Origin of the sequence: Aeromonas sp. 603404 (assembly GCF_049171775.1) — a bacterium.
GTDB lineage: Bacteria > Pseudomonadota > Gammaproteobacteria > Enterobacterales > Aeromonadaceae > Aeromonas > Aeromonas veronii_A.
The window spans coordinates 838,691-864,108 of sequence record NZ_JAAKPE010000001.1 but is presented as its reverse complement, the minus strand read 5'-3'; the positions used below and the strand labels follow the sequence as shown (position 1 = coordinate 864,108).

Sequence of the window (25,418 nt, the reverse complement as noted above, 5' to 3'; positions counted from 1 at the left end):
GGGCCCTAGGGCCGCCTATCTACCCTGATTCTAGTCGGGCTGCAGGGGGTTAACCGCGAGCAAACGCACGTTTATGACAGAGATCAAGCCTTAGAAATGGCAAGGCCCAACTGGTTGCGTGGGCCGTTCAGGATAAGAGCCGTCTGGTTGCTGATCGCGGGTGACAAGAGGGGGATTGCCAACGGTTGTTTGGCAATAACAGGGGGCCAGCTGCCCCCTGCGAGTAGGAGACGGGGGGCGTAACGAGGCGTTACGCGACCCAGCTGGCCAACATGTCGGCATTCAGCTCGGCTAGCGAGCCGAGCTGGTAGTTGGCGATGGCCAAACGTGGGTCACCCACTAAAGCGGGATCCGGTACGATCAGCGCAGTCATGGAGGCCGCCTTGGCCGCCAGCAGGCCGGTAAAGCTGTCTTCGATGGCTAGACAATGGACGGGCTCTACCCCCAGCTTTTCGGCGGCGTGGATATAGACATCCGGGTGCGGTTTGCCGAAACGCTCGATTTCAGCGGAGTGAACTGCCATAAAGCGATCGCGAATGCCAAGTTTGCCGAGCACCGCTTCTACCATCGCAAAGGGGGAGGAGGTAGCCAGACCCACTTTCAGTCCGCGGGCCTCGATAAGGTCGAGCGCCTCCAGCACACCGGCTTTGGCCTGACCTTCGGAGAGGATCAGGGTGTTGACCTGATCCAGAATGCGCTGCACAACCTCTTCCTGAGTCGGGCCGCTCCATGGGCGCAGGCGATACCAGTGGGCAACCAGCTGATCGATGCGCACGCCGATGGTCGATTCACAATCCTCGACGGTGTGGGGGTGACCCAGTTCGGAGAAAACGGCGATCTGGGCCCGTTGCCAAAAGGGTTCCGAGTCAATCAGAACACCATCCATATCGAAGATCACGGCAGCTAACATCTTGTACTCCTGACAAATTTGAAGAGGGGATTATAAGCCTGACGGGGAAATGCAAAAGGGGCATTGCCATGCCCCTTGCGCCCGATCACATCGGCAAACGTTTGTTTTGCTGTGGCAAAAAAGCCCTTAGAACAGTACTTCGACCTTGGCGGCCACGGCTTTGGCTTTCTCTACCGCATCCTGGCAATCCTCTGCGCGGGCCAGCGCCACGCCAAGACGGCGGCGACCGGCGATCTCCGGCTTGCCAAACAGCCGCAGCTGGGCACCCGGCACCAGCGCCAATGCCTCACCAATCCCCTGATAGCGGATATTCTGGCTGTGCCCTTCGCGCAGTACCACGGCGGAGGCGCTCGGCCCGTACTGGGTGATGGTGCCGACCGGCAGCCCCAGAATGGCGCGCACGTGCAGGGCGAACTCGGAGAGATCCTGAGAGATCAGGGTCACCATGCCGGTATCGTGGGGGCGCGGCGAGACTTCGCTGAACCACACTTCATCGCCTTCTATAAAGAGCTCGACTCCGAACAGGCCGTAACCACCGAGAGCCTCGACCACCTTGGCCGCTACCTCTTTGGATCGGGCCAGTGCCAGCTCGCTCATCACCTGCGGCTGCCAGGATTCGCGGTAGTCGCCATCTTCCTGACGGTGGCCGATCGGCTCGCAGAAGTGAATGCCATCGACGGCGCGTACCGTGAGCAGGGTGATCTCGTACTCGAAGGGAACGAAGCCCTCGACGATCACCTTGCCACGACCGGCGCGGCCACCTTCCTGGGCGTAGGTCCAGCTCTCATCGAGCTTGGTGAGATCGCGTAGTACACTCTGCCCCTTGCCGGACGAACTCATCACAGGTTTCACCACGCAGGGCAGGCCGATGGCTTCAACTGCAGCGACAAACTCCTCCTTGCTCTGGGCAAAGCGGTAGGGGGAGGTGGGCAGACCCAGCGTCTCGGCGGCGAGGCGGCGGATCCCTTCCCGGTTCATGGTGAGCTGGGTAGCGCGGGCGTTGGGCACTACCTTGACCCCTTCTTGCTCAAGGGCAGCAAGGGTATCGGTGGCAATCGCTTCAATCTCGGGGATGATGAGGTCGGGTTTAACCTCGGCAACCAGGGCACGCAGGGCGTTGCCATCGAGCATGTCCAGCACGTGGGCAGCGTGGGCCACCTGCATGGCGGGGGCATTGGGGTAGCGGTCGGCGGCGATCACTTCGATCCCGAACCGTTGCAACTCGATGGCGACCTCCTTGCCAAGTTCGCCGGAGCCCAGCAGCAGGGCACGGGTGGCGCCGGGGCGGGTTGCGGTTCCAAACATACGATCTCTCCTGATGTCGATGGTCATTGTTGATGATCGCTATCGCACGAATAGCGGACAAAAAAAGAGGCACGCATGGCGTACCTCAGGAAACGGGTTTGTGAGCGCGCTGCTCCAGATGGGTCAGCAAGGTAATGGCGCCAATGATGATGGCAGCGCCAAGCCACAGACGGCCGGGGGGCGCCCAGCCAAACACCAGCCAGCCCGCCAGCACGTTCATCGGCAGCTTGGCAAAATCGAAAGGCTGCACGAAGGAGGCCTCCGCCACGCTGTAAGCGCGAGCGATGGACATCTGGGCCAGCGCCGTCAGCACGCCGGAAGCGGCTACCAGCAGCCACTGGCTCTCGCTTGGCCACTGCCACTCTGGCAGGGCCAGCATGACGTTGAACGGGGTACTGAAGATAAGCAGATACACCACTATGGTGTGGGATGATTCGTTGGCCGCCTGATAGCGCACCATCAGGGAGTAACCTGCCCAGAACAGCGCCGCCGCCACCGGCAGCAGGGAGGCCCAGTTGAACTCGTCAGTCCAGGGGGCGAGGATCAGCATGGCGCCGGCAAAGCCCGCCAGGGTGGCCAGAATGCGGGCACGGCTCACCTGCTCCTTGAGCAGCAGCGCGGAACCCAGGGTGGCAAACAGCGGCGAGGTCATCAGCAGGGCGATCCCCTGCCAGATGGGGACGGGGTACGCCAGCGCCCAGAGCCAGAGCTGGATGCCGATCACCGCCAGCAATACCCGCAACAGGTGCAACCGGAACTGATTGGTCATCAGGGATTGGCGCAAGCCATGACGAACCAGCCAGGGCAACAGGCAGATCAGGGCGATCAGGTATTGATGGAAAGCGACCTGAGTAGAGGCAAGGCCGAGTTTGAAGCTAACATACTGGCTCAGGCTGTTGACGGCGGCGAAGCAGAGTCCTGCCACCATCATCCAGACTGCACCGGCCAAAGGAGAGTGCCTGCGCGAGGGTATCATAGGATCCGGGTCGCTGGAAAAAAGTGCGGCGGATCATAACGGCAATCGTTTGTTCTGCCAAGGGTTGAAGCGCGGCCGCAGGGTTGGCTGGCGAGGAAGTGGCCTTGCATCAAAAAATTTGAACAAGTTGAGCATCTATTTTCGCTATCAGCAAATAAGCACAATGTTTAGAGTGACCTCCATCGACAGCAACGCTGTTCAACCGACAACCAAATGGAGTTTCACCATGGCCAATATCCTCGTACTCAAATCCAGCATCCTGGGTCAATATTCCCAATCCAACGCCCTGATCGACGGCTTCCTGGCTGACCATCAGGATGATGCCGTCACCGTGCGTGATCTGGCAGCACTCAACCTGCCGGTGCTGGATGGCGAGCTGGCCTCCGGCCTGCGCGGTGGTGACAACCTCAATGAACGTCAACTGGCGGTGATCGCCCAGTCCGACGAGCTGATCGCCGAGCTCAAGGCGAGCGACTTGGTGGTGATTGCGGCCCCCATGTACAACTTCAACATCCCGACCCAGCTGAAAAACTGGATCGATCTGGTAGCTCGTGCTGGTGTCACCTTCCGCTACACCGAGACCGGTCCGGTCGGTATGGTTGAAAATACCCGTGCGTTGGTGATCAGCCCCCGCGGCGGCATGCACGTCGGCAGCGCCACCGATCTGGTGACCCCCTACATGCGTACCGTGCTCGGTTTCATCGGTATCAAAGAGGTGGATTTCATCTACGCCGAGGGGATGGGTATGGGCCCAGATGCCCAGAGCAAGGGGATGGAAGCGGCCAAAGCGCAGCTTGAGGCTCTGGCTATCTAAGGGCTCTCTCTATAAGGGCTATCTATCCCGTCAGGGGTTATCTCTTCAAGGGGTTGCCCCGCCAGATACAAGAACGCAGCCATCAGGCTGCGTTTGTTTTTTGGCTAGATGTGATTGCGACAGACGTTATTGCGACAAGACCGTAATGCTACAGGCTACAGATAGTATCGCGGCAAGCGGTCGGTATAGACGCTCTGGCGGAGTCACTACTCCATCATAAAGCGGCGACAACCACGTACCAGCAGCAATGCCACCATGACCAGCAGGCCAAGCAAGAGGGTGGTTAGCCACTGTTCGGTACTTTGCGGCAAGTAGGGTGTGAAGAGGCTGATCATCAACAGGGTACAGAGCGTGATCAACAGGCTCTGTCGGGTCATCAATATCATGGGGTCATCCTTGGTTTGCTCACCTGAAACGATTTTAATGCCCTCTTGTGACAGGGTGATGTATCCGTGCATCACCCTGTTGGGCCTCTTCAGACCATATCAGGTTTTTACCGCAGAGCCAGCGCCATCACTGGCGCTGTGATCCCGATCCCGCTAGCTCTCTTTATCTGAACTGTTTCTGCGCTGGCTGGTAGTGAAAATCGCCGCTGGCGAGCCGCGCTTCCAGTGCCGCCTGATCGATCTCCTGCGCTTTGCAGAGATCATCCAGATCGTCATAGCGATCTCGCAGCTGCATATTGACGACGCTCAGCAGCATGTTGATGTCCATGGTGGCGAACTTTTTCAAATCCATGATTATTTCTCCCGATCCAGTGATTGCAACTGCTCAATGGCGGCGCTGACGCTGTGCAGATGCTGGCGGATCGCCTCGCGGGATTCGCTAGGCAGATAGTCGGTCAGGGTATGTTGCCAGCTGCCCGCTTCACTCTTGAGCTGCAGGAAGAGGGCGAGCCCGGCATTGGTGAGGGAGACCAGGCTGATGCGTTTGTCCTGCTCGCTGCTCTCGGTAAAGATGATCCCTTTTTCGACCAGACGACGGATCTCGCGGGAGATGCGCACCTTGTCCATGCCGCTCGCCTCGACCAGCTCTTTCTGGCTGATGGGGTAGTTGGGGCCGAGCACCATCATCAGGCGCCACTGCGGCACGGTCAGCTGGTAACGCTGCTCATAAAACTGTTCGAAGGTATCCCGTAGCATCTCGGCGGCATGTACCAACTGATAGGGCGGGTAGTGAGCGAGTAACGCTATGATTTTTGACATATTACACCCTGCTGTGACGGCTGCATCAGATGCAGTTTCTTTTGATACTTTGACATTGATGATACGAAACTCAAGCTGATTTGTCTGACCCGGTTGCGATGAAATGTGCGGTGGCGCACGCCCTCAAGGAAAAACCGGGTCTGACCGACGGGATTTTAAGCCAACGCTGTTCAGCCTTTACGCAACCAGATGAGGGCGTTCTGCTTGAGCCAGGCCTCGCGTGTGTGGATGGCGTAGAGCGCTGCCTCGTCGCGGCTGCCCGCTTGCCAGCTTTGTGGCTCCTGTTTGGGCAGCTTGCGCTGACCCAGCAGGCAGGCCGGAATGTGCGGGTTGGCCTCGATGGCGACCAGCAGATGGGGCTTGGCTGCCTCGGCACCCTCGGTAGCAAAGACCATCAGCGCCTTGTTATAGAGCAACCAGCTGGAGGCTTCATCGAAGCGCACCAGCAGGGCGGCCAACGCCTGCCATTCCCCTTGCAGTGCATAGAGGGTGGAGAGGTTGTAGCGGCAACCCAGCTCATCGGCCATACAAATTGTCAGCAGCGCCAGATACTCCGCTTTGGCCTCGCCCAGCTTGCCAAGGCGCAGCAGGCAGTCGGCGCGCCCGGCTCTGGCGGCCAGCAGAGGACGCAGCTCGGGGGCACTCCAGCCGTGGCCGGCGATTTGCTGCCAGAAGGCTTCATCAAAGAGCGGAGTGGCATCGGCGATGATCTTCTCGAACCAGCCGAGGCGGGCCTGATGATCGCGGCAGCTGTCGGCCAGCTCGAACCAGGTCTGCCACTGTTGGGCCTGCTCGCCATTGAGGGCCACATCGGCGCTGGGGGCGGCCTGATACTGGTCGAGGTTGAGCAACTGGTTGAGGGCGGTTTTCATATTCTGGCGCTGGCGTTTGCAGAACTCGACAAAGGGGAGTTCGCTGGCGGCTGCGCTATAGAGCATCTGGGCCATCTGCTTGTCGCGAAACAGGCTCAGCTCGGCGGCCAGACTGAAGCGGTACTGGGTGGTCGGGTCGTTCAAATCCTTCGGCTTGGGCCAGGTGGCAAAACCCATGCTGAAGCCATAACACCATTGACCGAGGGGGTGGCTCTGTTCGAACACCTGCTCGGGGTTATCGCTGGGCAGGCGGCACTGGCTGGGCAGGGCCAGCTGGGCGTCGTCGGCTTGGGATTCCAGCTCGGCGATCAGGTGGTTGAGGGCTTCTGCGCTTTTTTCATCCAACTCGGCATCCTGTTCCAGCAGACCAGCCAGCGGGCGTTGCCAGTCAGGGGTCTCTGGCCCCACCAGACGGGCACAGAGAAAACCGTGCAGGGCCGGGTAAGTCATGTCCTGATCGCTGTGGCTCTGGATCCATTGATTAAGATGGCGGGTACGAGTGGATGGGTTCATCGACAGTTCCTCTGGATTTGAACAGCCGCGAAGTCTACCTAAAAGTGGGGTTATTTGCAGCAAATGGCCGCCTGTTTGGCGATTTAATCACCATTGGCGGATAAGATAAGGGCGAAAGAGCGGCTCGTGGTGGCTTGGGGACTAGGCCGGATCACCGCTCTTGAGGTAACATGCGCGCCCATAGGGGCCATGTTCAGTTGGCCCATCCGGGTAATGAGAAAAGAGAGCACCATGATACAGATTGGCAAGATGAACACCCTCACCGTTGTTGAACTCGAAGACCGTGGCGCCTGGCTTGCGGCCGATGAGTACGGTGAACTGCTGCTGCCCAAGCGTCAACTGCCGGAAGGGGTGAAAGAGGGGGATAGCGTGCAGGTCTTCCTCTATCTGGATGCCGATTGCGAACCGGTGATCACCACCGACAAGCCATTTGCCATGGTGGACGAATTTGCCGGTCTGAAAGTGGTCAATGCCAACAAGATTGGTGCTTTCCTCGACTGGGGCATGAAAAAGGATCTGTTTGTGCCGAGCCGCGAGCAGAACAAGCCGATGCAGGTGGGCCACGTTTATCTGGTGCGTCTGCAACTGGATAACGAAGGGCGCATGGTCGCCACCAGCCGCATCGAGCGTTTCCTGACCCCGGCCGGCAGTAACTTCAAGGTCGGTGACGAAGTGACCGCGCTGCCGGGGGAGCACTCGCCCCTTGGCATCAAGGTGATCGTCAACGGTCAGTATCCCGGCATGCTGTTCAAGAACGAGGTGTTTGGCCGGGTGATGACCGGTCGGCCGCAAACCGCCTGGGTCAAGCAGGTGCGCGAGGATGGCAAACTGGATCTGACCCTGCAAAAGCCGGGTCTGGCGCGTGTTGATGATGCCGGTGAGCGCATTCTGAGCCGGATGAAAAAGCAGGGCGGCAGTCTGGCGGTGGGTGACAAGAGCGAACCCGAGCTCATCTACAAGCTGTTCAGCATGAGTAAGGGCACCTTCAAGAAGGCGATCGGCGGCCTCTACAAGCAGGGCAAGATCGTCATCGAAGATAACGCCATCACTCTGGTGGCCACAGAGACCGACTCGGCAGTGGATAGCGAATAAGATGCCGAGCCCCTGTGTTGGCCTCTGCAAGGCGAAAGATGGGCTTTGCCTTGGTTGTGGCCGCACCCTGAGCGAGATCGGCCACTGGTCGGCGATGGATAGCAAGGCCCAGCTGGCGGTGATGGCCGAGTTGGATGGCTCGAAAAGCACCCACCGCTGCCCGGGTTGTGGCGAACCGGCCTATTGCGCCGTCTCTGCCGGTCAGACCATTGCGCAGTGCTGGTGCAGCCAGTTGCCGGTATTGCCGATGCAGGAGGCTAGCGCTTGCTGGTGCCGCCGCTGTCTGGCCAAGGCCATCGCGGCGCAGGATTAGCAGAGAACAGCAATAAGAGTGCACAGAAACAAGAAAGGCGCCGATGGCGCCTTTTTTATGCCTGCTGCTGGCGATGCCAGCGCACATGCACTTGATCTTCGGTCAGCAGACGGGGCAGCAGGAAGGTGGCGAAGATCACCTCAAACTCATCCTGATGATCCAGCAAACCGACCCACACTTCGACCCAGCGCTCCATATCGACCGGCTCACCCAGCTCGGTCGACCAGTCGGCATTGGGCAGGGTCGCCTCCACGGCGCCACGCTGCTCAAACTCCAGGGTGATGTCGACTATTTGTTCGGGGGCCAGCATATCGGCGGCCTGCTCAAGAAACTGATCATAGGCCCATTCGACCAGCTGATCCGGGGTACGCTGTTCCATGAAATCACTCCAGATACATCGAGGTTCGCTACTGTAACAATTATTGGCTGTGGCGGCCAGACCAGTGCGCCGGGCGTGCCTGACCTGTCCAAGTTGCCGTTGGGGGAGTATGGTTAAGGCGCGGATCAGCTGGCAGGGAGTAAGGGGATGAAGCAGCGGGGACGGCGGCAACAGATCAAGCGACGGCGCGAGGCCTGGTGGTGGCACTATCTGCCGCTTCACCGCGAGACGGTGGGCGGTCATCTGGGCCCACCGGAGAAACCCGATGAGCCCTGAGGATCAGTCGGCCTGATGCACCCGATTGAGGGTGATCTGGCCCAGTTGACCCATTTGGCGGCGGATCCAGACCGAGCGCTTCTGCACATAGGGTGAAGGGGGCTTGACCCGATAGCGCCACGGATTGGGCAGGGCGGCGGCCAGCAGGGATGACTCGTAGCGGGTCAAGCGGCTGGCCGGTTTGCCAAAGTAGGTGCGGGCGGCGGCTTCGGCGCCATAGATGCCGGGGCCGAACTCCACGATATTGAGATAGACCTCGAGAATGCGGGCCTTGTCCCAACCCAGCTCCATCAGCAGGGTAAACCAGGCCTCCAGCCCCTTGCGCAAGAAGCTGCGATCACTCCACATAAAGAGGTTCTTGGCGGTCTGCTGGCTGAGGGTGCTGGCGCCGCGTACCCGTTCGCTGTGCTGGTTGTGCTTGAGTGCGGCGTTGATGGCATCCATGTCAAAGCCGTTGTGCTCGGCAAAGCGCTGATCCTCGGCGGCGATCACCGCCAGTTGCAGCTCTTTGGAGATGGACTCCAGATCTACCCATTGATGGCGCACCTGGGTGATCTTGGCGGGCGGAAAGAGGGCCCGCTCGATACGCCAGCTCCATATCGGCGGATCGATAAAACGCAGCAAGGCGACCGAGCCGACCGAGCAGAGCAGCCCGGCCAGCGCGATCTTGCCCGCCCACCTCAACACCCGGCGCCCAAACGATGCAGATGGGCGTACGGGGGCAACGGCGTCAGGGCCAGACTCCCACTGATAGTGGCTGGGATCATCGGGATCCGGAATTATTGGGGCAGCCATTCGATGTGGCAGAACTTCTCGTCAACACGGCGGGAGAGCAGCATGCGGGCAAACAGGTGCTCATACTCTTGTTCTTCATTGCCAAGACCTATCCAGATCTCGGCATAGTCGGTATCGCTCACGGCAAAACCCACGTCCGCTTCCCAGTCATCGGCCGGGTCGGTTTCGGCCAGCAGGCCGCGGTCGTTGAACTCCTGATTGAAACGGGCGATCTCCTGCTCCGGCAGGTTGTCAGAGGCCAGCTCCATAAAGAGTTCGAGGGCGGTATCGAGCAGTTCCTCGACGCTGTGCATTTCGTCATTCATAGACATAAGAGGTCTGTTCCAGAAAAGAGAAAAAGGTGCCAGCGCAGATCACTGCCTGCGGGGCGGCGCTATTCTAGCGGTCGGCAGACCCCTTGGCGAGATGAGGCGAGCCGCTGTGACCTGTTTTTGTGCCAATAAAAAACCGGATCCTGCCAGGGGATCCGGTTTCATTGGGGGAAGGGGTCACGCATAGGGCGTCAGCTCATCCCTTCTTGTTGTCATCGGCGAAGGTGATGTTGAGCTCCAGCACTGACAGCTCATCACTCTTCTGATCCAGTTGAACGGTTATCTTCTCCGGATCAATGTTGACGTATTTACGGATCACATCGAGGATATCCTGCTTGAGCTGGGGCAGGTAATCCGGCCCCCCTCTGGATGAACGCTCGTGAGCAACGATGATCTGCAACCGCTCTTTGGCCAGTTGTGCGGTGTTCTGTTTCTTGTTGGAACGAAAATAATCCAATAATGACATGTTTAACTCCCGAACAGTCGGCTAAAGAAGCCCTTCTTCTCTTCTTCCAGAAAACGAAATTCCTTGGCATCGCCCAGCAGGCGGGACACCGCATCTTCGTAGGCCTGACCGGCATCGGACTCCTTGTCCAGGATGACCGGTTCGCCGGAGTTGGAGGCGCGCAGCACCGCCTGGGACTCCGGGATCACCCCGAGCAGCGGGATGGCCAGGATCTCCTGCACATCCTGCACGCTCAGCATGTCGCCGCGGTTGACGCGGGTCGGGCAGTAGCGGGTCAGCAGCAGGTGCTCCTTGATGGGGTCTTCGCCACGCTCGGCGCGGCGAGACTTGGAGGCCAGGATGCCAAGGATGCGGTCGGAGTCACGCACGGAAGAGACTTCCGGGTTGGTGGTGACGATCGCTTCATCGGCAAAATAGAGCGCCATCAGTGCGCCCGCCTCGATCCCCGCCGGGGAGTCGCAGACGATGTAATCGAACTTCATCTCCGCCAGTTGATCCAGGATCTTCTCGACCCCCTCACGGGTGAGGGCATCTTTGTCCCGGGTCTGGGAGGCGGGCAGGATAAACAGATTTTCCGAGCGTTTATCCTTGATCAGCGCCTGATTGAGGTTTGCTTCCCCATTGATGACGTTGACGAAGTCATACACCACGCGCCGCTCGCAGCCCATGATGAGATCCAGGTTTCTCAGACCGATGTCAAAGTCAATGACCACTGTCTTGTGACCACGCTGGGCTAAGCCGGTGCTCAGGGCCGCACTGGTTGTGGTCTTGCCAACGCCACCTTTACCCGATGTAACGACTATGATTCGCGCCATTCTCGCTTCCTTGTAACTCTATTTGATACGGTCTATTCGGAGTTGTTCATTGTCCAGCCGGACGTGTACCGGTTGCTGGATCAGGCCTGCCGGCAATGCATCGCTCAGCTGGAATGTGCCCGCGATGGAGAGCAGCTCGGCCTGTAATTGCTGGCAATAGATCCGGGCCTGGGTGTTTCCCCGGGCACCGGCAATGGCTCTGCCACGCAGGGTGCCATAAATATGAATGCTGTCGTCGGCGAGCACTTCGGCTCCTGGACTGACGGACCCCAGCACCACCAACGAGGTACCGGCGGCATAAATCTGCTGGCCGGAACGAACCGGTCCCACATGTACCTTGCTCGGGATCAAGGGGGCGGGTTCGGGCTCGGGAACCACCTCAGGGGCGGCTGGCGCGGGGGCAGGCTCGGGTTCCGGTTCGCTCTTGCGACTCTTGCCCGAGGCCATCACTGCCAGTCCCACCGCCTTGGCGGCCGTCTTCATCTCTTCACTGCGCGCCCCCGTGATGCCAACCAGCACAAACTCTTCGGACTCCACCAGCTCCTTGAGCTGTTCGAAATCGGGAATATGTTCCAGTCGGGAAACATTGATCACCAGCGGCGCACAATTAAAAAAGTAGGGTGCCTGGGCCACTTTTTCGGCCAACAACTGACGTATCCGCTCAGGCTCGCCATCGCTGATATGCAACACAGAAATAGTGAAGGTGGTCCCTTTCAATTCGTTATCGCGCTCAACCATGAATCTTCCCCGAGGCAGAGATGCTAATCCGTTATTGTTATTCAATTCCTGATGTTATAGTTTGCCCCCATCAGAGGCAATAAACTCGTCGGATTATATCAATTTCCATGTTGTGTGCAGTCTATAAAAGTCGCAAAAAAGCCGAGACCTACCTTTTTGTTGAGAGAAGAGAGGATTTTTCCCGCGTCCCCGCGCCCTTGATGGGGGTGTTTGGCCGCCCAGAACTGGTATTGATGACCAAACTGGACCCCGCTAAGCCCTTGGGAATGGCCGATGTTGGCAAGGTAATGGAGGCGCTGACGACTCAGGGCTTCTACCTGCAGGTGCCGCCGCCCCCCGAGAATTTGCTGGAGCAACACAAGGCCAGCCTGAAAAAACCAGCCTGAATATCCAGCCCCGTTGTGCGTTCTGCCAAGCGGGGCTAATTCTTTGTGACTCTGCATGACGCATTTCGGCCCCGAAGAGGTAGCTTGCGATAATCCCGTGACAGGATCTGGCCAAATTAAACCCTCCCTTTGGTGATATTCACTTTTCGCTGTTTAAATAGAAAGTCAATCTGCTCCCAACACCATATCGTCAACCTTTGCTGGCGCTCACAAAAATAGCGAGTAGCGCGTACTCATATCCTCCATTTCAACGACTATTGGCTCATTCATCGATTATTTTCAGCCTCTTCCTTGGGCGCTTTTTGGCCTCCACTGCCCGATGCGTTTTACATCAAATAGGGCGTAAAGAGGGCGGTGATAACGGTGCTAAAACCAGTTTGTGCGATGCGCTGTGGCTAAAATGATGAGCTAACCCTCTGTTTGTGTGCTTGATTGTTTGCCCTGATCACGAAAGTACCACATAGGAGGCAATCAATGTGGCGGCGTGATAATCCGCAGGGTGAGCGGTAACCGCGTCTTGCCAAACAAGGGTATGACCAAAGGGGGGATATTGAGCTGAGGGGCCATCTCGATATCGATTAGTTGTGAAATTGTGACCGGGGCAAGATAGCAGGTACAGGTTTCATGTAGGGGCGTAATGTCCCTCTCAATGCATTGAGAAGAGTTAATCAAGGTATGTAATTAGAGAGGTATGCAGACAAGGCAATCCGCATTGCGGTGGCGTAGCAGGGTATATCAGCGACGCCCTACAGTGAAATGGTCGGTATGCCGGTATAAGTGCCCGGCATCCCATTCGGGCAATAAAAAAGGCGGGATATCCCGCCTTAGTTCAGATGAGGGTCGCAACCCTTATTTATTCGCAGGCAACCTGCATCACCTTGATGGCCAGACCGCCACGGGAGGTTTCACGGTACTTGGAGTCCATGTCCTTGCCGGTGATGTACATGGTCTCGATCACCTTGTCCAGGGAGACGCGCGGCTTGGAGGTACGACGCAGGGCCATACGGGAGGCGTTGACTGCCTTCATGGCGGCGATGGCGTTACGCTCGATGCAAGGCACCTGTACCTGACCGGCAACCGGATCACAGGTCAGACCCAGGTTGTGTTCCATACCGATCTCGGCGGCTTCGCAAACGTGCTCCGGGCTACCGCCCATCAGCTCGGTTAGACCGGCAGCGGCCATGGAGCAGGAGACACCCACTTCACCCTGACAGCCCACTTCGGCGCCGGAGATGGAGGCGTTCATTTTGTAGAGGATGCCGACGGCACCGGCAGCCAGATAGAAGCGGGTGTACTCGTCGCGGCCAACCGGCTGGATGAACTTGTCGTAGTAAGCCAGTACGGCCGGGATGATACCGGCAGCGCCGTTGGTCGGGGCAGTGACCACTCGGCCACCGGCAGCGTTCTCTTCACTCACGGCCAGAGCGAACATGTTGACCCAGTCAACGATGTTCATCGGATCGCTCGAGAGGTTCTCGTTGGTGTTGAGCTGACGATAGAGCGGCGCGGCACGACGGGGTACGCGCAGCGGGCCGGAGAGCACGCCTTCGGTACGGCAGCCGCGCTCGATACCTTCGCGCATGGTGTTCCAGATCTTGCCGAACTTCTTGTAGATCTCTTCCGGAGTGTTGAAGCACTTCTCGTTTTCCATCATCAGGGCAGAGATGGAGAGACCGGTCTGGCTGCAATGGGCAACCAGCTCAGCGGCGCTCTTGAACGGATAGCGTACGGACATGTCGCCGCTGTCAGCCTTGCCGAAGTTCTCTTCGTCAACGATAAAGCCACCACCGATGGAGTAATAGGTCTTGCTGTAGACCACTTCATCTTCGATCAGGGCAGTCAGCTTCATGCCGTTTTCGTGCAGCGGCAGGGCTTCGTCGTGGAATACCATGGCGTCGCGCGGGAAGCTGACGGTGTGGCAGTGCAGGCCGATCGGCAGGCGCTCGGTCTGCTCAACACGGGAGATAAACTCGGGGATGGCATCGATATCGACATTTTCCGGCAGGTTGCCAGCCAGGCCCATGATGATGGCAGTGTCGGTATGGTGGCCTTTGCCAGTCCAGGAGAGGGAGCCGTAGACATCGACATTGATCCGGGTTACATCGCGGATCTTGCCGCCCGCGCGCAGCTCGTCAACAAACTGCTTGGCCGCTTTCATCGGGCCAACAGTGTGGGAAGAAGAGGGGCCTACACCGATTTTGAAGATATCAAAAACGCTGATCATGTCACTATTACCTCAGGGTAGAAGGGGGCGGCATGCCCACTCACAGAAATTTGGGAGATCCATGGAACGCGCTTGTCAGCGCAGGTCACAGAACCAGATAACCGTAGTGTAACGGCTCCAGACCTAAAAAAAGTTGAAATAGATCTATTTTTGTTGAATCTGAGGCGCGAGTATAAAATTTATTTTTGTGCTTATCCATTTTGTTAAGCGTTTGCCCATAAAAATACCCGGCGATGCCGGGCATTTCGGAACCAAATGGATTCACTTTCCGTTTTTTAACATTCGGTAATGTTAACGGCGAGGCCACCACGGGCCGTCTCCTTGTATTTGGTCTTCATGTCGTTGCCGGTCTCCCACATGGTCTTGATCACCTTGTCCAGCGACACCTTGTGCTCGCCGGTGCCGCGCAGGGCGAGACGAGCTGCATTGATCGCTTTCACTGCGCCCATGGCGTTGCGCTCGATGCAGGGCACCTGTACCAGCCCGCCAATAGGATCGCAGGTGAGCCCGAGGTTGTGCTCCATGCCGATCTCGGCGGCGTTTTCCACCATGGCCGGGCTGCCACCCAAGAGTTCGGTCAGCGCGCCGGCCGCCATGGAGCAGGCCACGCCAACCTCACCCTGACAGCCCACTTCCGCTCCCGACAGGGAGGCATTCTTCTTATATAAGATGCCGATGGCAGCCGCGGTGAGGAAGTAGCGGATCAGCGTCTCGTCATCCACCTTGTGGACGAAGCGATCGTAGTAGTGCAGCACGGCGGGGATGATGCCCGCAGCGCCATTGGTGGGGGCGGTGACCACCCGGCCACCGGCGGCGTTCTCTTCATTGACCGCCAGCGCAAAGAGATCGACCCACTCCATCACCATCAGCGGATCCTTGTTGAAGTTGGTCTCGCAGCTTAACTGGCGGAACAGCCCCGGGGCGCGGCGCCGAACCTTGAGGCCGCCCGGCAGCACCCCTTCGCTCTTGCAGCCACGATCGACGCAGCCTTGCATCGCCTGCCAGATCTTGCGCAGCCCCGCTTTTATCTGCTCATCGCTGCGAAAGACCCGCTCATTGGCCAGGATCAGCCCCGAGATGGAGAGGCCGCTCTCCTGACAGTGGGCCAGCAGTTGGGCGCCGCTGTCGAACGGATAGGGGACAGGGTGTTCGGCATCGGACTTGGCGGCCTCCTCCTTGGCGGTAGCAAAGTGGCTCTCTTCAATGATGAAGCCGCCCCCGATGGAGTAGTAGGTCTGGCTGAAGCGCAGGTTTTCCTCTTTATCAAAGGCCCGCAGAGTCATGCCGTTGGTGTGGGCCGGCAGGGTTTTGCGGCGGTTGAAGATGATGGCACCGATGCGGGGAAAATAGCTTGGCTGTTCGCCAGCCAACTGTAGGCTCTGCTCCTTTTCCACGTGTGCCAGAATGGCGGGGATGGCATCGATATCGACAGATTCCGGTTCAAAGCCCGACAGCCCCAGAATGATCGCCTTGCCGGTACCGTGTCCCTTGCCGGTCTGTCCCAGCGAGCCGTAACACTCCACTTCGACTCGCGCAGTATGAGGCAGATGGCCATGGAGCTTGAGCTGCTGCACAAAAGCATAAGAGGCGCGCATAGGACCGACTGTATGGGAAGAGGAGGGGCCGATACCGATAGAGAAAAGGTCAAACACACTGATCATGACACCACTCCGGTGATGGTTTATGTCTGTTTATTCTAGGATTTTTGCCATGGATGAAAAGCGGGGATGTGCGGTGCTGTGACATGGACACAGATAATGGGGCTGGGGGGGCCAATAAGGTTGAAGGGGGTGCTCCCCTTCAACCGGCCTGATCAGTCGAGAAATTCGCACAGATAGGCAGTGGGAGTTGTCACTTCCAGTTTGAAGGAGGAGTGACCGGCCACCAGGAAGGATTCACCCTGGCTGTAGGTGTGCCACTCATCTTCATCAGCCAGCTGGATGGTGAGGGCGCCCTTGATCACTGTCATCCGTTCGGGGGCGGCAGTGTTGAACAGGTAGTCACCGGCGTTCATCACCCCGACGGTTGATTTCTCGCCTTTTTGTTCGAAACCGATGGATTTTACATTTCCGTCGAAATACTCGTTAACTTTCAGCATCTTTACATCCCTGTGTGTACGTTTGTGTAGCCAAACTAGCACAATCTTTTGCCAGTTGTCATGGGGGATGAGGTAAAAATCGCCGAGGCCGCTTTGAATCTTCACTTTTTCGCAAACTTATTAATAGCCAAGGTTAATGATTTGCTGATTTAAAACAGCAATTAAATGTGAGATAACACGCGCAAACAGGGGAATGGGCAGCCGCTCATTCCCCTGTTTGGTTAATTGCACTGGGAAAAGTGTGAATTTTGCTACATAAAGGAACATATTGTGTTAACTAAAGGACTCATTAAAAACATCGGCTTCCAGGTTGTGGTCGCCATGGTACTGGGCGCAGTGGTCGGCGCGTTCATGGGTGAACAAGCCATCGTGTTTGCACCGCTCGGTACCCTGTTTATCCAGCTGATCAAGATGCTGGTGATCCCGCTGGTGGCGGTAGCCATCCTCTCCGGCGCCGCCAATCTGGGCGCCAGCCCCGCTGCGGGCAAGATCGGTGCGGCTACGCTGGCCTTCTTCCTCGTGACCTCAGCGTTGGCCGTGTTGCTGGCACTGGTGATGGGGCAGATCTTCAAACCGGGTGTCGGGGTCGATTTCGCTTCCGTCGCTTCCATGTTTGGCGGTGACTATGCCGATAAAGGGGCGTTGCCGGATGCAGTCGCCACCTTGCTTGGCATGATCCCCACCAACGTCTTCAACTCCCTCAACGAAGCGAACATCCTGCAGATCCTGGTGTTCTGCATGTTCCTCGGCATTGCGCTGGCCAAACAGCCGCGCGAGCGGGCCAAGCCACTGGTCGATGGGCTCAATACCCTGGTGGATGCCTTCGTCTGGATGATCAACAAGGTGATGATCATCGCGCCGCTCGGGGTGTTCGGTCTGATGGCGGAAGCCATCGGTACCTATGGCTTCGATGTGCTGACCCTGGTACTCAAGCTATTCGTGGTCTATGTGGCTGCCATCCTCATCTTCGGCTTCGTGGTCTATCCGCTGCTGGTGATGATGTTCTCCAACACGCCGGTGATGAAGTACCTCTCTGCCATGAAGAAGCCGCAGATCGTGGCCTTCTCCACCGCCTCTTCCATGGCGACCCTGCCGGTCAATATGGAGACCTGCGAGCATGATCTGAAAGTGACCAACGCGACCGCCTCCTTCGTGTTGCCGTTGGGTGCCACTATCAATATGAGCGGCAACGCCATCTATTACGGTCTGGTCGCCATCTTCTTCGCGCAGGTTTACAACATCGATCTGAGCGTCGGTGCCTGGGCGGCCATCATTGTGACCTCCACTCTGGGGGCGATCGGTCAGGCCGGTGTGCCGGGCCCAAGCTTCCTGGTGGTTGCCGTGCTGCTGGCGGCCGGGATCCCCATCGAAGGGTTGCCGCTGCTGTTCGCGCTGGACCGTCTGTTCGACATGATCCGCACCTCCCTCAATATCACCGGCGATGCGGCCTGTGCTGTCATTGTTGACCGCTTCAGCCCGGAATATGACCCGCAGCGCTGGAACAAGGCATAACGGCTTTGAGCTGGACTGAGATATAACAGCCCTAAGCTGACACTGAGAAACGCGAGCCCCTGCCATGATGGCGGGGGCTTTTTTATATCTGCCGGACAAGTATCAGAGCAAAGGTGTGCACAAGAGATTGCTGACGGATGTAGCTGTGTTGAATGGAGAGCACGGGAGGGAAAACATCAGTTGTGGGCATGGGCCTTGTGACGGATGGCTGCCTGTGTGGCCGCCGGGGCAATGGGGTTGTCAAAGACAGGTAACAAAAAGGGGAGCCTCGCTCCCCTCGGATATGATTTGCTGCTGGTTCTACTCCATCAGGCCATATGGTTAAACCATCCTGGTTACACCCTTGTGGCGAAAGAAACAGCGTCAACGTGATGAAATCATATCTATGTTGACCATCTCGGCATTGTCACTGAAAAGCGCCAGTTGGTGGCGATTAAACAGACATGGCAAAGAGGGTCGGTCCGGATTGATGCCTCTCTATCCGGCTCAGAACTGTGACAGTGAGGGCAGAGAGACAGCAACCAGGGTGAAAAACACCGTGAAAACGGCAGTAACGACAAACTCTTTCATTTTTCTCTCCCTAAGTTGTTGGTTGATGTAGTCAAGATACCATAACAAGGGGGTAAAACAAGGTGTAAATTGATAAAATAGCTTCTTTGTGTGCGTGGTTGGTTGAGGTGTCTATTTTTGTCATATTGAGCTTATTTTATCACCTTATCTGGCAGGGGAGGCATTCAAGACGCTGTCCTTATGATTATTTCATTTAAATTCAATTGGTTGGTGAGCTGCTAGTTGGCTTGGTAATGGGTTTTGCATGGGGCTTCAATGGGGTTTTATAAGTTTTCACCCTCGTAATGGCGTCATTAAGGCCATGAAAAGTGTACGAGGTAATGATTTGACGATACTTGACGTAGATAGCCCATCCAAAATAAGTCTATGGAGACAATCTGGTCGCCAGCCCTTGTCGCACCATCACTTTATCAGTCCGGAGTCTCCGCATTTATACACAATACACTGGGTTCATAGGGATGAGAGCCGTGCATCGGGGGGATACAGAGTAGCAGCTGGCTGTTTTATCACCGCCAATTTCCCCGTTGGCCTCGGAATAGACATGGCCGCAGCAAGAGTGAGGTGGGCAATAGGCCAGAGGCGTATTCTCTGGCTGGGCTGGGCTGGGCTGGGCTGGGCTGGGCTGGGCGCGAGCAGCGATCTGCGTGGGCGATGCACCTGAGTGAGTCATGTGAGTGCAATACGAGAACTGCGCCGGAGCATGGTTGGGGAAGATATCTGAATCCCTTCTACAAGATTGAGATATAAAAAGCGGCGTATGACGAGGAGGCTGAACAAGCTCGTTTCAGGGTCGACAGAGCACAGGTCAACGCAATCCGGTTCGCAGTAATAAAACACATCCACGACGATACCGGAACTCTGTTCGTAGGCTGAAGCCGGTTGCTGTGAGCAGAGGAAGGCTAGTGATCAGTCAGATGGCGCAAGGGTTGGGAATCAGGCAACCCGTATGGTGAGGGCCACACAGCGTGCCGATGCCCACGTTTTTGTAAGATATAAAAAACCCTCCGATGGAGGGTTTTTGTCATCAACAGCCGGTTAAAAGCCGCGTGGCTTAGAACAGGGTGGTGGAGAGGTTGTACAACTCCTGATCGAACGGACGCTTCATGTTCTCGATGCAGTCGATGATGTCGTGGTGTACCAGCTCGTTGCGCTGGATACCGACGCAGCGACCACCGTGACCAGCCAGCAGCTGCTCAACGGCGTAAGCACCCATACGGCTGGACATGATGCGGTCACGAGCAGTCGGGGCACCGCCACGCTGGATATGACCCAGGATGGTTGCGCGGGTTTCACGACCGGTCAGGGCTTCGATGTCCTTGGCCAGCGCATTCACGTCGGTAACGTGCTCACAGATGGTGATGATGGCGTGCTTCTTGCCCTTGGCTTCGCCTTCCTTGATCTGCTTGAGCAGCTTCTCTTTGTCGAAGGCTACTTCCGGCACGATCACATATTCGGCACCACCGGCAACGGCGGCGGACATGGCCAGATCGCCACAGTGGCGGCCCATGATCTCGACCACGGAGATACGGTGGTGGGAGCTGCAGGTGTCGCGCAGGCGGTCGATGGCGTCAACAACTACGTTCAGAGCGGTATCAAAGCCGATGGTGAAGTCGGTACCGGCGATGTCGTTGTCGATGGTGCCCGGCAGGCCGATGCAGGGGAAACCCTCTTCGGTCAGCTTCTTGGCACCCATGTAGGAGCCGTCACCACCGATGACGACCAGCGCATCGATACCGTGCTTTTTCAGGTTTTCGATTGCTTCGGCGCGCACTGCGGGGTCTTTGAAGGCAGGGAAACGGGCGGAGCCGAGGAAAGTACCACCACGGTTCACCACGTCGGAGACGCTGTGACGCTCCAGCTTGACGATACGATCCTGGTGCAGACCGAGGTAGCCATCATAAATACCGTAAACTTCCAGGCCATGATGCAAACCGGCGCGAACCACGGCGCGAATGGCTGCGTTCATACCCGGTGCGTCGCCACCACTGGTCAAAACACCAATACGTTTGATTTGTTTGGTCATGAGTGCCTCTGGATCTGAGTTGTCAAATACGAATGTTTAAATAGACAAGCCACTTTTACTATATCGGCTTTCATATGGGATGCGGGGGCCACCATAGGAAAAGCGATACAAGAGAGGGGACCAGCCCCTCTCTTTGCCGTAATCAGCGATTACTTGGCAGCGCCAGCGATGATCTGGGAGAAGTCGTCCACTTTCAGGGACGCACCACCGACCAGGCCACCGTCGATGTCCGGCTGACCGAACAGGTCGGCTGCAGTGGCGCCAGTGACGGAACCGCCGTACAGGATCTGTACTTTGGCAGCAACGGCGGCATCAAAACCGGCCAGGTACTGACGGATGTGAGCGTGAACGGACTGAGCGATCTCCGGAGTGGCAGTCTTGCCAGTACCGATGGCCCATACCGGCTCGTAAGCGATAACGGCGTTGTTGAAGGAGGCGATGCCGCAACGGTCGATAACGGCTTTCAGCTGGGTCTCAACCACGTTCTTGGTCACGCCGGCTTCGAACTGCTCCAGAGTTTCACCGATGCACAGAACCGGGATCAGGCCGCCTTTCTGTATCGCTTCGTACTTGGCAGCAACCACGTCGTCACTCTCTGCGTGCAGGGTACGACGCTCGCTGTGGCCGACCAGAGAGTAGGTGCAACCAAAAGCTTTCAGCATGGAGGGGGCGTTTTCGCCGGTGAAGGCACCAGACTCGTGAACGTCAGCGTTCTGGGCACCGTAGGCAATCTTGCTGCCAGCGGTCAGTTGCTCAACCAGACCCAAAAAGATAACCGGCGGGCAGACGGCGACTTGTACAGAAGGATGAGCGGCAGCAGCCGGGGTCAGTCCTTTGATCAGAGCTTCTACAGAAGCCTTGGTGCCGTTCAGTTTCCAGTTACCCATTACCAGGTGCTGTCTCATCTTGTATATCTCCTAGGCATTTGATTGCGCGACATTATATGAATTGAACCGAGCCCAAGATAGCTGACCCGGCGGCAAATGACGTAATTTTTTTTCGCTTTCCTGATCCAAATCAGGAATGAAACGCTTGATCGCTCATTCGTTAACCTGCCCCCGCAAGCGAGCCCACCATACCCCAATCCATTCGTGGATGGCAGCTTCGGAATACATCAGATAACGTCCTTTGGGTAAAAAACTGTAGAGCGGCTGGGGTACCTGGCTCTGCTTGGCGGTGTAATCGGTGGGGGCCGGCACGGCCTTGAGTCCCTGAACCTGATAGAGGGCCATGGCACGTGGCAAATGAGTGGCCGAACTGACCAGCGCCACCTCTTTTCCTTTCAGATGGCGGCTGATACTGACCGCCTCATCATGAGTGTCTTTGTTGTTTTCAAACAACGTCATCCGCGAGCGGGGTATGCCGAGGCTCTCGGCCATCCGGGCATTGACCTCGGCATTGGAGAGAGGATCCCCCGACACATAGCCGGAGAACACCAGCTCGGCGTCGGGATAGGCCTGGGCAAGGCGAACCCCTTCGAGAGTGCGGGCCAAGGCAATATTGTTTTGCCAACTGCGCATCGGCACCGCCGGGTCGCTGACATGGCCATTGCCGAGCACCACGATGGCATCGATGTTGGGATGCTGGCTCACCTCGAACGGCGGGTAGGTCTGCTCCAGCCCGCGGGCCAGTTCATAGCTCATCGGCCGCATCCCCATCAGCGCCACAATGAGCAGCGAGAGAGTGGCCAGTAGTTTGCCGGTTTTCTGAAAACGGGTGAACCAGAGCAGCAGCAGGGCGACCAACAGCAGGGAGAGGGAGAAGGGGAGCGGCATCAACAGCTGACCCAGCCACTTTTTAATCACAAACACGGCAGACACTTCCTTGAGTTTTCAGCAAATTCGGGATGTGACAGAATACCTCTCTTTTTTGGGATGGCCACAACCCTGTGGCGCTAATGTTGAGTTTCTCCTTGAAGCACGATCAGAGTTTTGACGGGCGCGCCGACAAGTTCGCCCGCAACATTTACGACTCCACCAAGGGGCGCATCCGCACCACCATTGTCTGGAGCGACATCGAAGCCTGCCTGGCCCGCCTTGGCAACCGACCGCTGCGCATCCTCGATGCGGGAGGCGGTTTTGGCTATTTCGCCCAGAAGCTGGCGGCCATGGGCCATCAGGTGGAGCTGTGCGATCTGTCAGCCGAAATGCTGGAACTGGCCCGCAGCCAGATCGCCGAGAAGGGGCTGGAAGACAAAATTCGTCTCATCCAATGCCCCATTCAGGATCTGAAGCAACACGTGACCGGTACCTTTGATCTGGTGCTCTGCCATGCGGTGCTGGAGTGGCTCGCCGAGCCGCGCCAGACCTTGCTGGGTCTGTTCCCTTTCGTCAATGCCGGGGGCATACTGTCGCTGCTTTTCTACAACCGTCATGGTTTGCTGTTCCAGAGCTTGGTGGTGGGCAATTTTGACTATGTGCGCCTTGGTCTTCGCAAGAAGCGGCAGACTGCGCTTACGCCCACCAACCCCCAGTTGCCGGAGCAGGTCTATGACTGGATTGGTCGCGGGGGGCTGCGCATCATCGGCAAGACCGGGGTGCGGGTGATCCACGACTATATGCGTCACAAGCAGGATCAGGTGGAGAAGTTCGACGATCTGCTGGCCATGGAGCAGCAATATTGCCGTCAGGAGCCTTTTGTCGCCCTCGGTCGCTATATCCATGTGATGGCCCAGAAGCCGGCCAGTTGATTGCTCGCGGTTCACGTCGATGTGAACCATGTTTTCGATGCTACCGGATGTAGCCGCGCGCACGATTTTGCGCCCAATACAACAACGAGATGACAACATCATGATGAGTACATCCCGTACCCTGCCAGAGCGTTCTTTACCGGAGCTAGTAGGGTGGGTCAGGCAGGAGGGGTTGGCGTTGAGCCTGCCAACCGACCGGCTGGCCTTTCTGATTGCAATCAAGACCCTGTCCGAAGATGAGTCGGACTTGTCGGAAGCGGCGCTGCACGACGCCTTTGGCTATGTCAGCAGCGCTTTCGGCCAGATGGACGAGACCCTTACCGGTCGCGCCAACAACGCCATCAACGATCTCATTCGCCAGCAGCTGCTGTCGCGCTTCAACACCGACATGGTGGCGGGGGAGAGCCTCTACCGCCTGTCACGCCTGGGTGTGAGCATCGTCGACTTCTTTATGGATCAGCGTCAGGTTGACTCCATCAAGCTCTCCATTCTGCTCGAACACCTGGCTGCCGAGCTCGACACCGCCCGCAAGGCGGCGCTGGAAACCAACACCCGTGAGCAGTGGGATGCCGAGGTGCTGCCGCGCCTCACCTTCTCGCTGGAAGAGACCCTGGGCCGCATCGATCTCACCCAGCGCGCCATGGATGAGCAGCAGAATCAGGTCAAAAGCGAAATCGCGGCCCTGCTGACCCAGAACTGGGTCGATGCCATTCACAGCTGCGAAAAGCTGCTGCACGAGACCGGCCAGACTCTGCGCGAGCTGCAGGATACCCTGGACGCTGCCGGCCACCGCCTGCAGGCGGGGCTGCTCAACATTCAGGAAGCGGCGCAGGGGCGCGACGATCTGTTCCACGTCGAGGAGCTGACTCACGCCTTGCAAGGGCGCCTTGACGTCATCACCAGCTGGGGTCAGCAGTGCATCGAGCTCTGGTCCCGCTACGACAGACATGTCCACAAATTTATCCGCAACGCCATCGACATGGACAAGAACCGCGCCTTCAGCCAGCGGCTGCGCGAGTCCATCCGCAACTTCGAGCAGCACAACTGGCAGCTGCGGGTGGCCGAAGAGCCCCGCCTGCTGGAGCTGCGCGACGAAACCATCGCCATCCACGACGAGGAGGTGACCGGTGAGGTGCCCCTCGAGATGGAGTATGTCGAGATGGTGGATATCAACCAGGAGCTGGCCGAGCGCATCGAGCGCTATCTGGCCCGCTACCCCGAGCAGGGCCAGCAGCTGGACTTGGCCGATGTGCTGCGCGAATACCTGCTGGACTACCCGGCTCATGCCCACTTCGATGTGGCGCGTCTTCTGATCGACCAGGCCGTGCGCCTGGGCCATGCCAGCGGCGAGCGCGAACTGCATCGCCAACCCGCATGGAAACCCATTAACCAAGCTGGATCCAAGGTTCAGGCCTATGTCATTGATCAATTCTGAGTTTCCCTTGCCGCTGCGCCTCGCAGAGGCGATTGCCAACCCCTTGTTTCCGCGCATCGACACAGCCTTGCGCTCCGGTCGCCACATCAGTGCCGACGAGTTCGAGCAGCATTCGGCGCTGCTCGAATATCACAGCGAGCTGGAGATCTTCTACGGCCGCTATCAGGTGGAGCTGATCAAGGCGCCGGAAGGCTTCTTCTACCTGCGCCCGCGCCCGAGCTCCGACATCGGCACGACTGTGCTCTCCGAGCTCGATATGCTGGTGGGCAAGGTGCTCTGCTACCTCTACCTGAGTCCGGATCGTCTCGCCTCGGAAGGGGTATTTGCCATGGCCGAGCTGCAAGAGGAGGTGCTGAGCCTCGCCGACGAGAAGCAGCTGCTGCGGATGGTCAACAGCCGCTCCGGCGGTACCGATCTCGACAAGAAGAAGTTGCTCGAAAAGATCCGTACCTCCATGCGCCGTCTGCGCCGCCTTGGCATGATCACCGCTCTTGGTAACGGGGATAAATTCCGGGTCAACGAATCGGTGTTCCGTTTCGCCGCCGACGTGCGCTCCGATGAAGATCCGCGCGCCGTTCAGCTGCGGATGATCCAGGAGGGTGAAGCCATCTTCCACGACGACGAAATGCCGAGCAGCGACTCGCTCTTTGATGACATCGAGGCGGATCTCGATGAAGAACAACTGGATCTGGAGGTATAAC

Annotated in this window: 28 protein-coding genes; 9 read left to right on the top strand and 19 right to left on the bottom strand. The window is 57.7% G+C overall.

The features are described from left to right. Positions 1 to 250: 250 nt before the first annotated feature. The 3 genes from hxpB to G5306_RS03755 form a co-directional block, all read right to left on the bottom strand. On the bottom strand, positions 251 to 910 hold the full coding sequence (gene hxpB / locus G5306_RS03765; RefSeq protein WP_421223642.1) for a hexitol phosphatase HxpB: 660 nt from the start codon (positions 908 to 910) through the stop codon (positions 251 to 253). A 126-nt stretch (positions 911 to 1,036) separates the two neighbouring features. Then, positions 1,037 to 2,215, bottom strand: a complete 1,179-nt coding sequence (gene purT / locus G5306_RS03760; protein ID WP_421312414.1) for a formate-dependent phosphoribosylglycinamide formyltransferase — start codon at positions 2,213 to 2,215, stop codon at positions 1,037 to 1,039. A gap of 85 nt (positions 2,216 to 2,300) precedes the next feature. Continuing rightward, positions 2,301 to 3,191 (bottom strand): DMT family transporter, encoded by an 891-nt coding sequence (locus tag G5306_RS03755; RefSeq protein WP_101530832.1) that lies wholly within the window; start codon positions 3,189 to 3,191, stop codon positions 2,301 to 2,303. A gap of 226 nt (positions 3,192 to 3,417) precedes the next feature. Between G5306_RS03755 and G5306_RS03750 the strand changes: the two genes are divergently transcribed. Then, positions 3,418 to 4,005, top strand: a complete 588-nt coding sequence (locus tag G5306_RS03750) for an FMN-dependent NADH-azoreductase (RefSeq protein WP_005352326.1) — start codon at positions 3,418 to 3,420, stop codon at positions 4,003 to 4,005. 206 nt (positions 4,006 to 4,211) lie between these two features. On the opposite strand, the gene G5306_RS03745 is transcribed toward G5306_RS03750, so the two are convergent. The 4 genes from G5306_RS03745 to G5306_RS03730 form a co-directional block, all read right to left on the bottom strand. Beyond that, positions 4,212 to 4,391 carry a hypothetical protein gene (locus tag G5306_RS03745; protein ID WP_421172327.1) on the bottom strand — a complete coding sequence of 60 codons (180 nt, stop codon included), beginning with the start codon at positions 4,389 to 4,391 and terminating at the stop codon, positions 4,212 to 4,214. 163 nt (positions 4,392 to 4,554) lie between these two features. Then, complete coding sequence (locus G5306_RS03740; protein WP_019445848.1) at positions 4,555 to 4,743, bottom strand: DUF4250 domain-containing protein; 189 nt, start codon at positions 4,741 to 4,743, stop codon at positions 4,555 to 4,557. A 2-nt stretch (positions 4,744 to 4,745) separates the two neighbouring features. Next, on the bottom strand, positions 4,746 to 5,210 hold the full coding sequence (locus G5306_RS03735; protein ID WP_005336856.1) for a MarR family winged helix-turn-helix transcriptional regulator: 465 nt from the start codon (positions 5,208 to 5,210) through the stop codon (positions 4,746 to 4,748). A 170-nt stretch (positions 5,211 to 5,380) separates the two neighbouring features. Next, positions 5,381 to 6,595 carry a UPF0149 family protein gene (locus G5306_RS03730; protein ID WP_421312413.1) on the bottom strand — a complete coding sequence of 405 codons (1,215 nt, stop codon included), beginning with the start codon at positions 6,593 to 6,595 and terminating at the stop codon, positions 5,381 to 5,383. 231 nt (positions 6,596 to 6,826) lie between these two features. Between G5306_RS03730 and G5306_RS03725 the strand changes: the two genes are divergently transcribed. Together G5306_RS03725 and G5306_RS03720 are read left to right on the top strand one after the other, a co-directional pair. Next, positions 6,827 to 7,687 (top strand): CvfB family protein, encoded by an 861-nt coding sequence (locus G5306_RS03725; protein ID WP_257699058.1) that lies wholly within the window; start codon positions 6,827 to 6,829, stop codon positions 7,685 to 7,687. A 1-nt stretch (position 7,688) separates the two neighbouring features. Beyond that, positions 7,689 to 8,000 (top strand): DUF1289 domain-containing protein, encoded by a 312-nt coding sequence (locus tag G5306_RS03720; RefSeq protein ID WP_108614012.1) that lies wholly within the window; start codon positions 7,689 to 7,691, stop codon positions 7,998 to 8,000. Positions 8,001 to 8,055: 55 nt separating this feature from the next. Here the strand turns inward: G5306_RS03720 and G5306_RS03715 are convergent, their stop codons facing one another. After that, positions 8,056 to 8,379 carry an HI1450 family dsDNA-mimic protein gene (locus G5306_RS03715; RefSeq protein ID WP_005336851.1) on the bottom strand — a complete coding sequence of 108 codons (324 nt, stop codon included), beginning with the start codon at positions 8,377 to 8,379 and terminating at the stop codon, positions 8,056 to 8,058. A 147-nt stretch (positions 8,380 to 8,526) separates the two neighbouring features. Here G5306_RS03715 and G5306_RS03710 point away from each other — a divergent pair, with 147 nt between their 5' ends. Then, positions 8,527 to 8,655, top strand: a complete 129-nt coding sequence (locus tag G5306_RS03710; protein WP_019445852.1) for a hypothetical protein — start codon at positions 8,527 to 8,529, stop codon at positions 8,653 to 8,655. A gap of 3 nt (positions 8,656 to 8,658) precedes the next feature. Here the strand turns inward: G5306_RS03710 and mtgA are convergent, their stop codons facing one another. The 5 genes from mtgA to minC all read right to left on the bottom strand — a co-directional run bounded on the left by mtgA (position 8,659) and on the right by minC (position 11,780). Beyond that, positions 8,659 to 9,450, bottom strand: coding sequence for a monofunctional biosynthetic peptidoglycan transglycosylase (gene mtgA, locus G5306_RS03705; RefSeq protein ID WP_421312412.1), 792 nt, complete (start codon positions 9,448 to 9,450; stop codon positions 8,659 to 8,661). Then, complete coding sequence (locus G5306_RS03700) at positions 9,435 to 9,761, bottom strand: HI1450 family dsDNA-mimic protein (RefSeq protein ID WP_421312411.1); 327 nt, start codon at positions 9,759 to 9,761, stop codon at positions 9,435 to 9,437. Before G5306_RS03700 ends, mtgA begins: the two co-directional genes overlap by 16 nt. Before the next feature lie 196 nt (positions 9,762 to 9,957). Next, positions 9,958 to 10,227 carry a cell division topological specificity factor MinE gene (gene minE, locus G5306_RS03695; RefSeq protein ID WP_005345779.1) on the bottom strand — a complete coding sequence of 90 codons (270 nt, stop codon included), beginning with the start codon at positions 10,225 to 10,227 and terminating at the stop codon, positions 9,958 to 9,960. A 2-nt stretch (positions 10,228 to 10,229) separates the two neighbouring features. Continuing rightward, positions 10,230 to 11,042 (bottom strand): septum site-determining protein MinD, encoded by an 813-nt coding sequence (gene minD, locus G5306_RS03690; RefSeq protein WP_005336847.1) that lies wholly within the window; start codon positions 11,040 to 11,042, stop codon positions 10,230 to 10,232. 18 nt (positions 11,043 to 11,060) lie between these two features. Further along, complete coding sequence (gene minC / locus G5306_RS03685; RefSeq protein WP_013723728.1) at positions 11,061 to 11,780, bottom strand: septum site-determining protein MinC; 720 nt, start codon at positions 11,778 to 11,780, stop codon at positions 11,061 to 11,063. A gap of 107 nt (positions 11,781 to 11,887) precedes the next feature. On the opposite strand from minC, the gene G5306_RS03680 reads away from it, so the two are divergent. Next, entirely contained in the window at positions 11,888 to 12,166 is a 279-nt protein-coding gene (locus G5306_RS03680; protein WP_421255174.1) for a YcgL domain-containing protein, read from the top strand. Positions 12,167 to 13,019: 853 nt separating this feature from the next. Here G5306_RS03680 and G5306_RS03675 read toward each other — a convergent pair. The 3 genes from G5306_RS03675 to G5306_RS03665 form a co-directional block, all read right to left on the bottom strand. After that, positions 13,020 to 14,390 (bottom strand): L-serine ammonia-lyase, encoded by a 1,371-nt coding sequence (locus G5306_RS03675; protein ID WP_005336844.1) that lies wholly within the window; start codon positions 14,388 to 14,390, stop codon positions 13,020 to 13,022. Positions 14,391 to 14,665: 275 nt separating this feature from the next. Further along, positions 14,666 to 16,051, bottom strand: a complete 1,386-nt coding sequence (locus tag G5306_RS03670; protein WP_421208999.1) for an L-serine ammonia-lyase — start codon at positions 16,049 to 16,051, stop codon at positions 14,666 to 14,668. A gap of 152 nt (positions 16,052 to 16,203) precedes the next feature. After that, the gene (locus tag G5306_RS03665) at positions 16,204 to 16,488 is read right to left on the bottom strand and encodes a pyrimidine/purine nucleoside phosphorylase (RefSeq protein WP_181281630.1); all 285 of its coding nucleotides are present in this window, start codon (positions 16,486 to 16,488) and stop codon (positions 16,204 to 16,206) included. 270 nt (positions 16,489 to 16,758) lie between these two features. Here G5306_RS03665 and G5306_RS03660 point away from each other — a divergent pair, with 270 nt between their 5' ends. After that, positions 16,759 to 18,000, top strand: a complete 1,242-nt coding sequence (locus G5306_RS03660) for a dicarboxylate/amino acid:cation symporter (protein WP_106843637.1) — start codon at positions 16,759 to 16,761, stop codon at positions 17,998 to 18,000. A gap of 1,621 nt (positions 18,001 to 19,621) precedes the next feature. On the opposite strand, the gene pfkA is transcribed toward G5306_RS03660, so the two are convergent. From pfkA to elyC, 3 genes are all read right to left on the bottom strand, one after another. Next, positions 19,622 to 20,593, bottom strand: a complete 972-nt coding sequence (gene pfkA, locus G5306_RS03655) for a 6-phosphofructokinase (RefSeq protein ID WP_005336840.1) — start codon at positions 20,591 to 20,593, stop codon at positions 19,622 to 19,624. Positions 20,594 to 20,742: 149 nt separating this feature from the next. Continuing rightward, the gene (gene tpiA / locus G5306_RS03650) at positions 20,743 to 21,498 is read right to left on the bottom strand and encodes a triose-phosphate isomerase (protein WP_120414341.1); all 756 of its coding nucleotides are present in this window, start codon (positions 21,496 to 21,498) and stop codon (positions 20,743 to 20,745) included. Between the two features lie 135 nt (positions 21,499 to 21,633). Beyond that, complete coding sequence (gene elyC, locus G5306_RS03645; protein WP_421312410.1) at positions 21,634 to 22,404, bottom strand: envelope biogenesis factor ElyC; 771 nt, start codon at positions 22,402 to 22,404, stop codon at positions 21,634 to 21,636. A 101-nt stretch (positions 22,405 to 22,505) separates the two neighbouring features. On the opposite strand from elyC, the gene cmoM reads away from it, so the two are divergent. The 3 genes from cmoM to mukE all read left to right on the top strand — a co-directional run bounded on the left by cmoM (position 22,506) and on the right by mukE (position 25,417). Next, positions 22,506 to 23,282, top strand: a complete 777-nt coding sequence (gene cmoM, locus G5306_RS03640) for a tRNA uridine 5-oxyacetic acid(34) methyltransferase CmoM (RefSeq protein ID WP_421204955.1) — start codon at positions 22,506 to 22,508, stop codon at positions 23,280 to 23,282. A gap of 100 nt (positions 23,283 to 23,382) precedes the next feature. Further along, complete coding sequence (gene mukF, locus G5306_RS03635; RefSeq protein ID WP_026034988.1) at positions 23,383 to 24,717, top strand: chromosome partition protein MukF; 1,335 nt, start codon at positions 23,383 to 23,385, stop codon at positions 24,715 to 24,717. Beyond that, the gene (mukE, locus tag G5306_RS03630) at positions 24,698 to 25,417 is read left to right on the top strand and encodes a chromosome partition protein MukE (RefSeq protein ID WP_042055934.1); all 720 of its coding nucleotides are present in this window, start codon (positions 24,698 to 24,700) and stop codon (positions 25,415 to 25,417) included. Before mukF ends, mukE begins: the two co-directional genes overlap by 20 nt. The last annotated feature ends 1 nt before the right edge of the window (position 25,418 follow it).

What these genes read in the sequence shown, in the direction of transcription:
- hxpB (WP_421223642.1), bottom strand. Translation starts at nt 910, where the DNA reads ATGTTAGCTGCCGTGATCTTCGATATGGATGGTGTTCTGATTGACTCG.
- purT (WP_421312414.1), bottom strand. Translation starts at nt 2,215, where the DNA reads ATGTTTGGAACCGCAACCCGCCCCGGCGCCACCCGTGCCCTGCTGCTG.
- G5306_RS03755 (WP_101530832.1), bottom strand. Translation starts at nt 3,191, where the DNA reads ATGATACCCTCGCGCAGGCACTCTCCTTTGGCCGGTGCAGTCTGGATG.
- G5306_RS03750 (WP_005352326.1), top strand. Translation starts at nt 3,418, where the DNA reads ATGGCCAATATCCTCGTACTCAAATCCAGCATCCTGGGTCAATATTCC.
- G5306_RS03745 (WP_421172327.1), bottom strand. Translation starts at nt 4,391, where the DNA reads ATGATATTGATGACCCGACAGAGCCTGTTGATCACGCTCTGTACCCTG.
- G5306_RS03740 (WP_019445848.1), bottom strand. Translation starts at nt 4,743, where the DNA reads ATGGATTTGAAAAAGTTCGCCACCATGGACATCAACATGCTGCTGAGC.
- G5306_RS03735 (WP_005336856.1), bottom strand. Translation starts at nt 5,210, where the DNA reads ATGTCAAAAATCATAGCGTTACTCGCTCACTACCCGCCCTATCAGTTG.
- G5306_RS03730 (WP_421312413.1), bottom strand. Translation starts at nt 6,595, where the DNA reads ATGAACCCATCCACTCGTACCCGCCATCTTAATCAATGGATCCAGAGC.
- G5306_RS03725 (WP_257699058.1), top strand. Translation starts at nt 6,827, where the DNA reads ATGATACAGATTGGCAAGATGAACACCCTCACCGTTGTTGAACTCGAA.
- G5306_RS03720 (WP_108614012.1), top strand. Translation starts at nt 7,689, where the DNA reads ATGCCGAGCCCCTGTGTTGGCCTCTGCAAGGCGAAAGATGGGCTTTGC.
- G5306_RS03715 (WP_005336851.1), bottom strand. Translation starts at nt 8,379, where the DNA reads ATGGAACAGCGTACCCCGGATCAGCTGGTCGAATGGGCCTATGATCAG.
- G5306_RS03710 (WP_019445852.1), top strand. Translation starts at nt 8,527, where the DNA reads ATGAAGCAGCGGGGACGGCGGCAACAGATCAAGCGACGGCGCGAGGCC.
- mtgA (WP_421312412.1), bottom strand. Translation starts at nt 9,450, where the DNA reads ATGGCTGCCCCAATAATTCCGGATCCCGATGATCCCAGCCACTATCAG.
- G5306_RS03700 (WP_421312411.1), bottom strand. Translation starts at nt 9,761, where the DNA reads ATGTCTATGAATGACGAAATGCACAGCGTCGAGGAACTGCTCGATACC.
- minE (WP_005345779.1), bottom strand. Translation starts at nt 10,227, where the DNA reads ATGTCATTATTGGATTATTTTCGTTCCAACAAGAAACAGAACACCGCA.
- minD (WP_005336847.1), bottom strand. Translation starts at nt 11,042, where the DNA reads ATGGCGCGAATCATAGTCGTTACATCGGGTAAAGGTGGCGTTGGCAAG.
- minC (WP_013723728.1), bottom strand. Translation starts at nt 11,780, where the DNA reads ATGGTTGAGCGCGATAACGAATTGAAAGGGACCACCTTCACTATTTCT.
- G5306_RS03680 (WP_421255174.1), top strand. Translation starts at nt 11,888, where the DNA reads ATGTTGTGTGCAGTCTATAAAAGTCGCAAAAAAGCCGAGACCTACCTT.
- G5306_RS03675 (WP_005336844.1), bottom strand. Translation starts at nt 14,390, where the DNA reads ATGATCAGCGTTTTTGATATCTTCAAAATCGGTGTAGGCCCCTCTTCT.
- G5306_RS03670 (WP_421208999.1), bottom strand. Translation starts at nt 16,051, where the DNA reads ATGATCAGTGTGTTTGACCTTTTCTCTATCGGTATCGGCCCCTCCTCT.
- G5306_RS03665 (WP_181281630.1), bottom strand. Translation starts at nt 16,488, where the DNA reads ATGCTGAAAGTTAACGAGTATTTCGACGGAAATGTAAAATCCATCGGT.
- pfkA (WP_005336840.1), bottom strand. Translation starts at nt 20,593, where the DNA reads ATGACCAAACAAATCAAACGTATTGGTGTTTTGACCAGTGGTGGCGAC.
- tpiA (WP_120414341.1), bottom strand. Translation starts at nt 21,498, where the DNA reads ATGAGACAGCACCTGGTAATGGGTAACTGGAAACTGAACGGCACCAAG.
- mukF (WP_026034988.1), top strand. Translation starts at nt 23,383, where the DNA reads ATGATGAGTACATCCCGTACCCTGCCAGAGCGTTCTTTACCGGAGCTA.
- mukE (WP_042055934.1), top strand. Translation starts at nt 24,698, where the DNA reads ATGTCATTGATCAATTCTGAGTTTCCCTTGCCGCTGCGCCTCGCAGAG.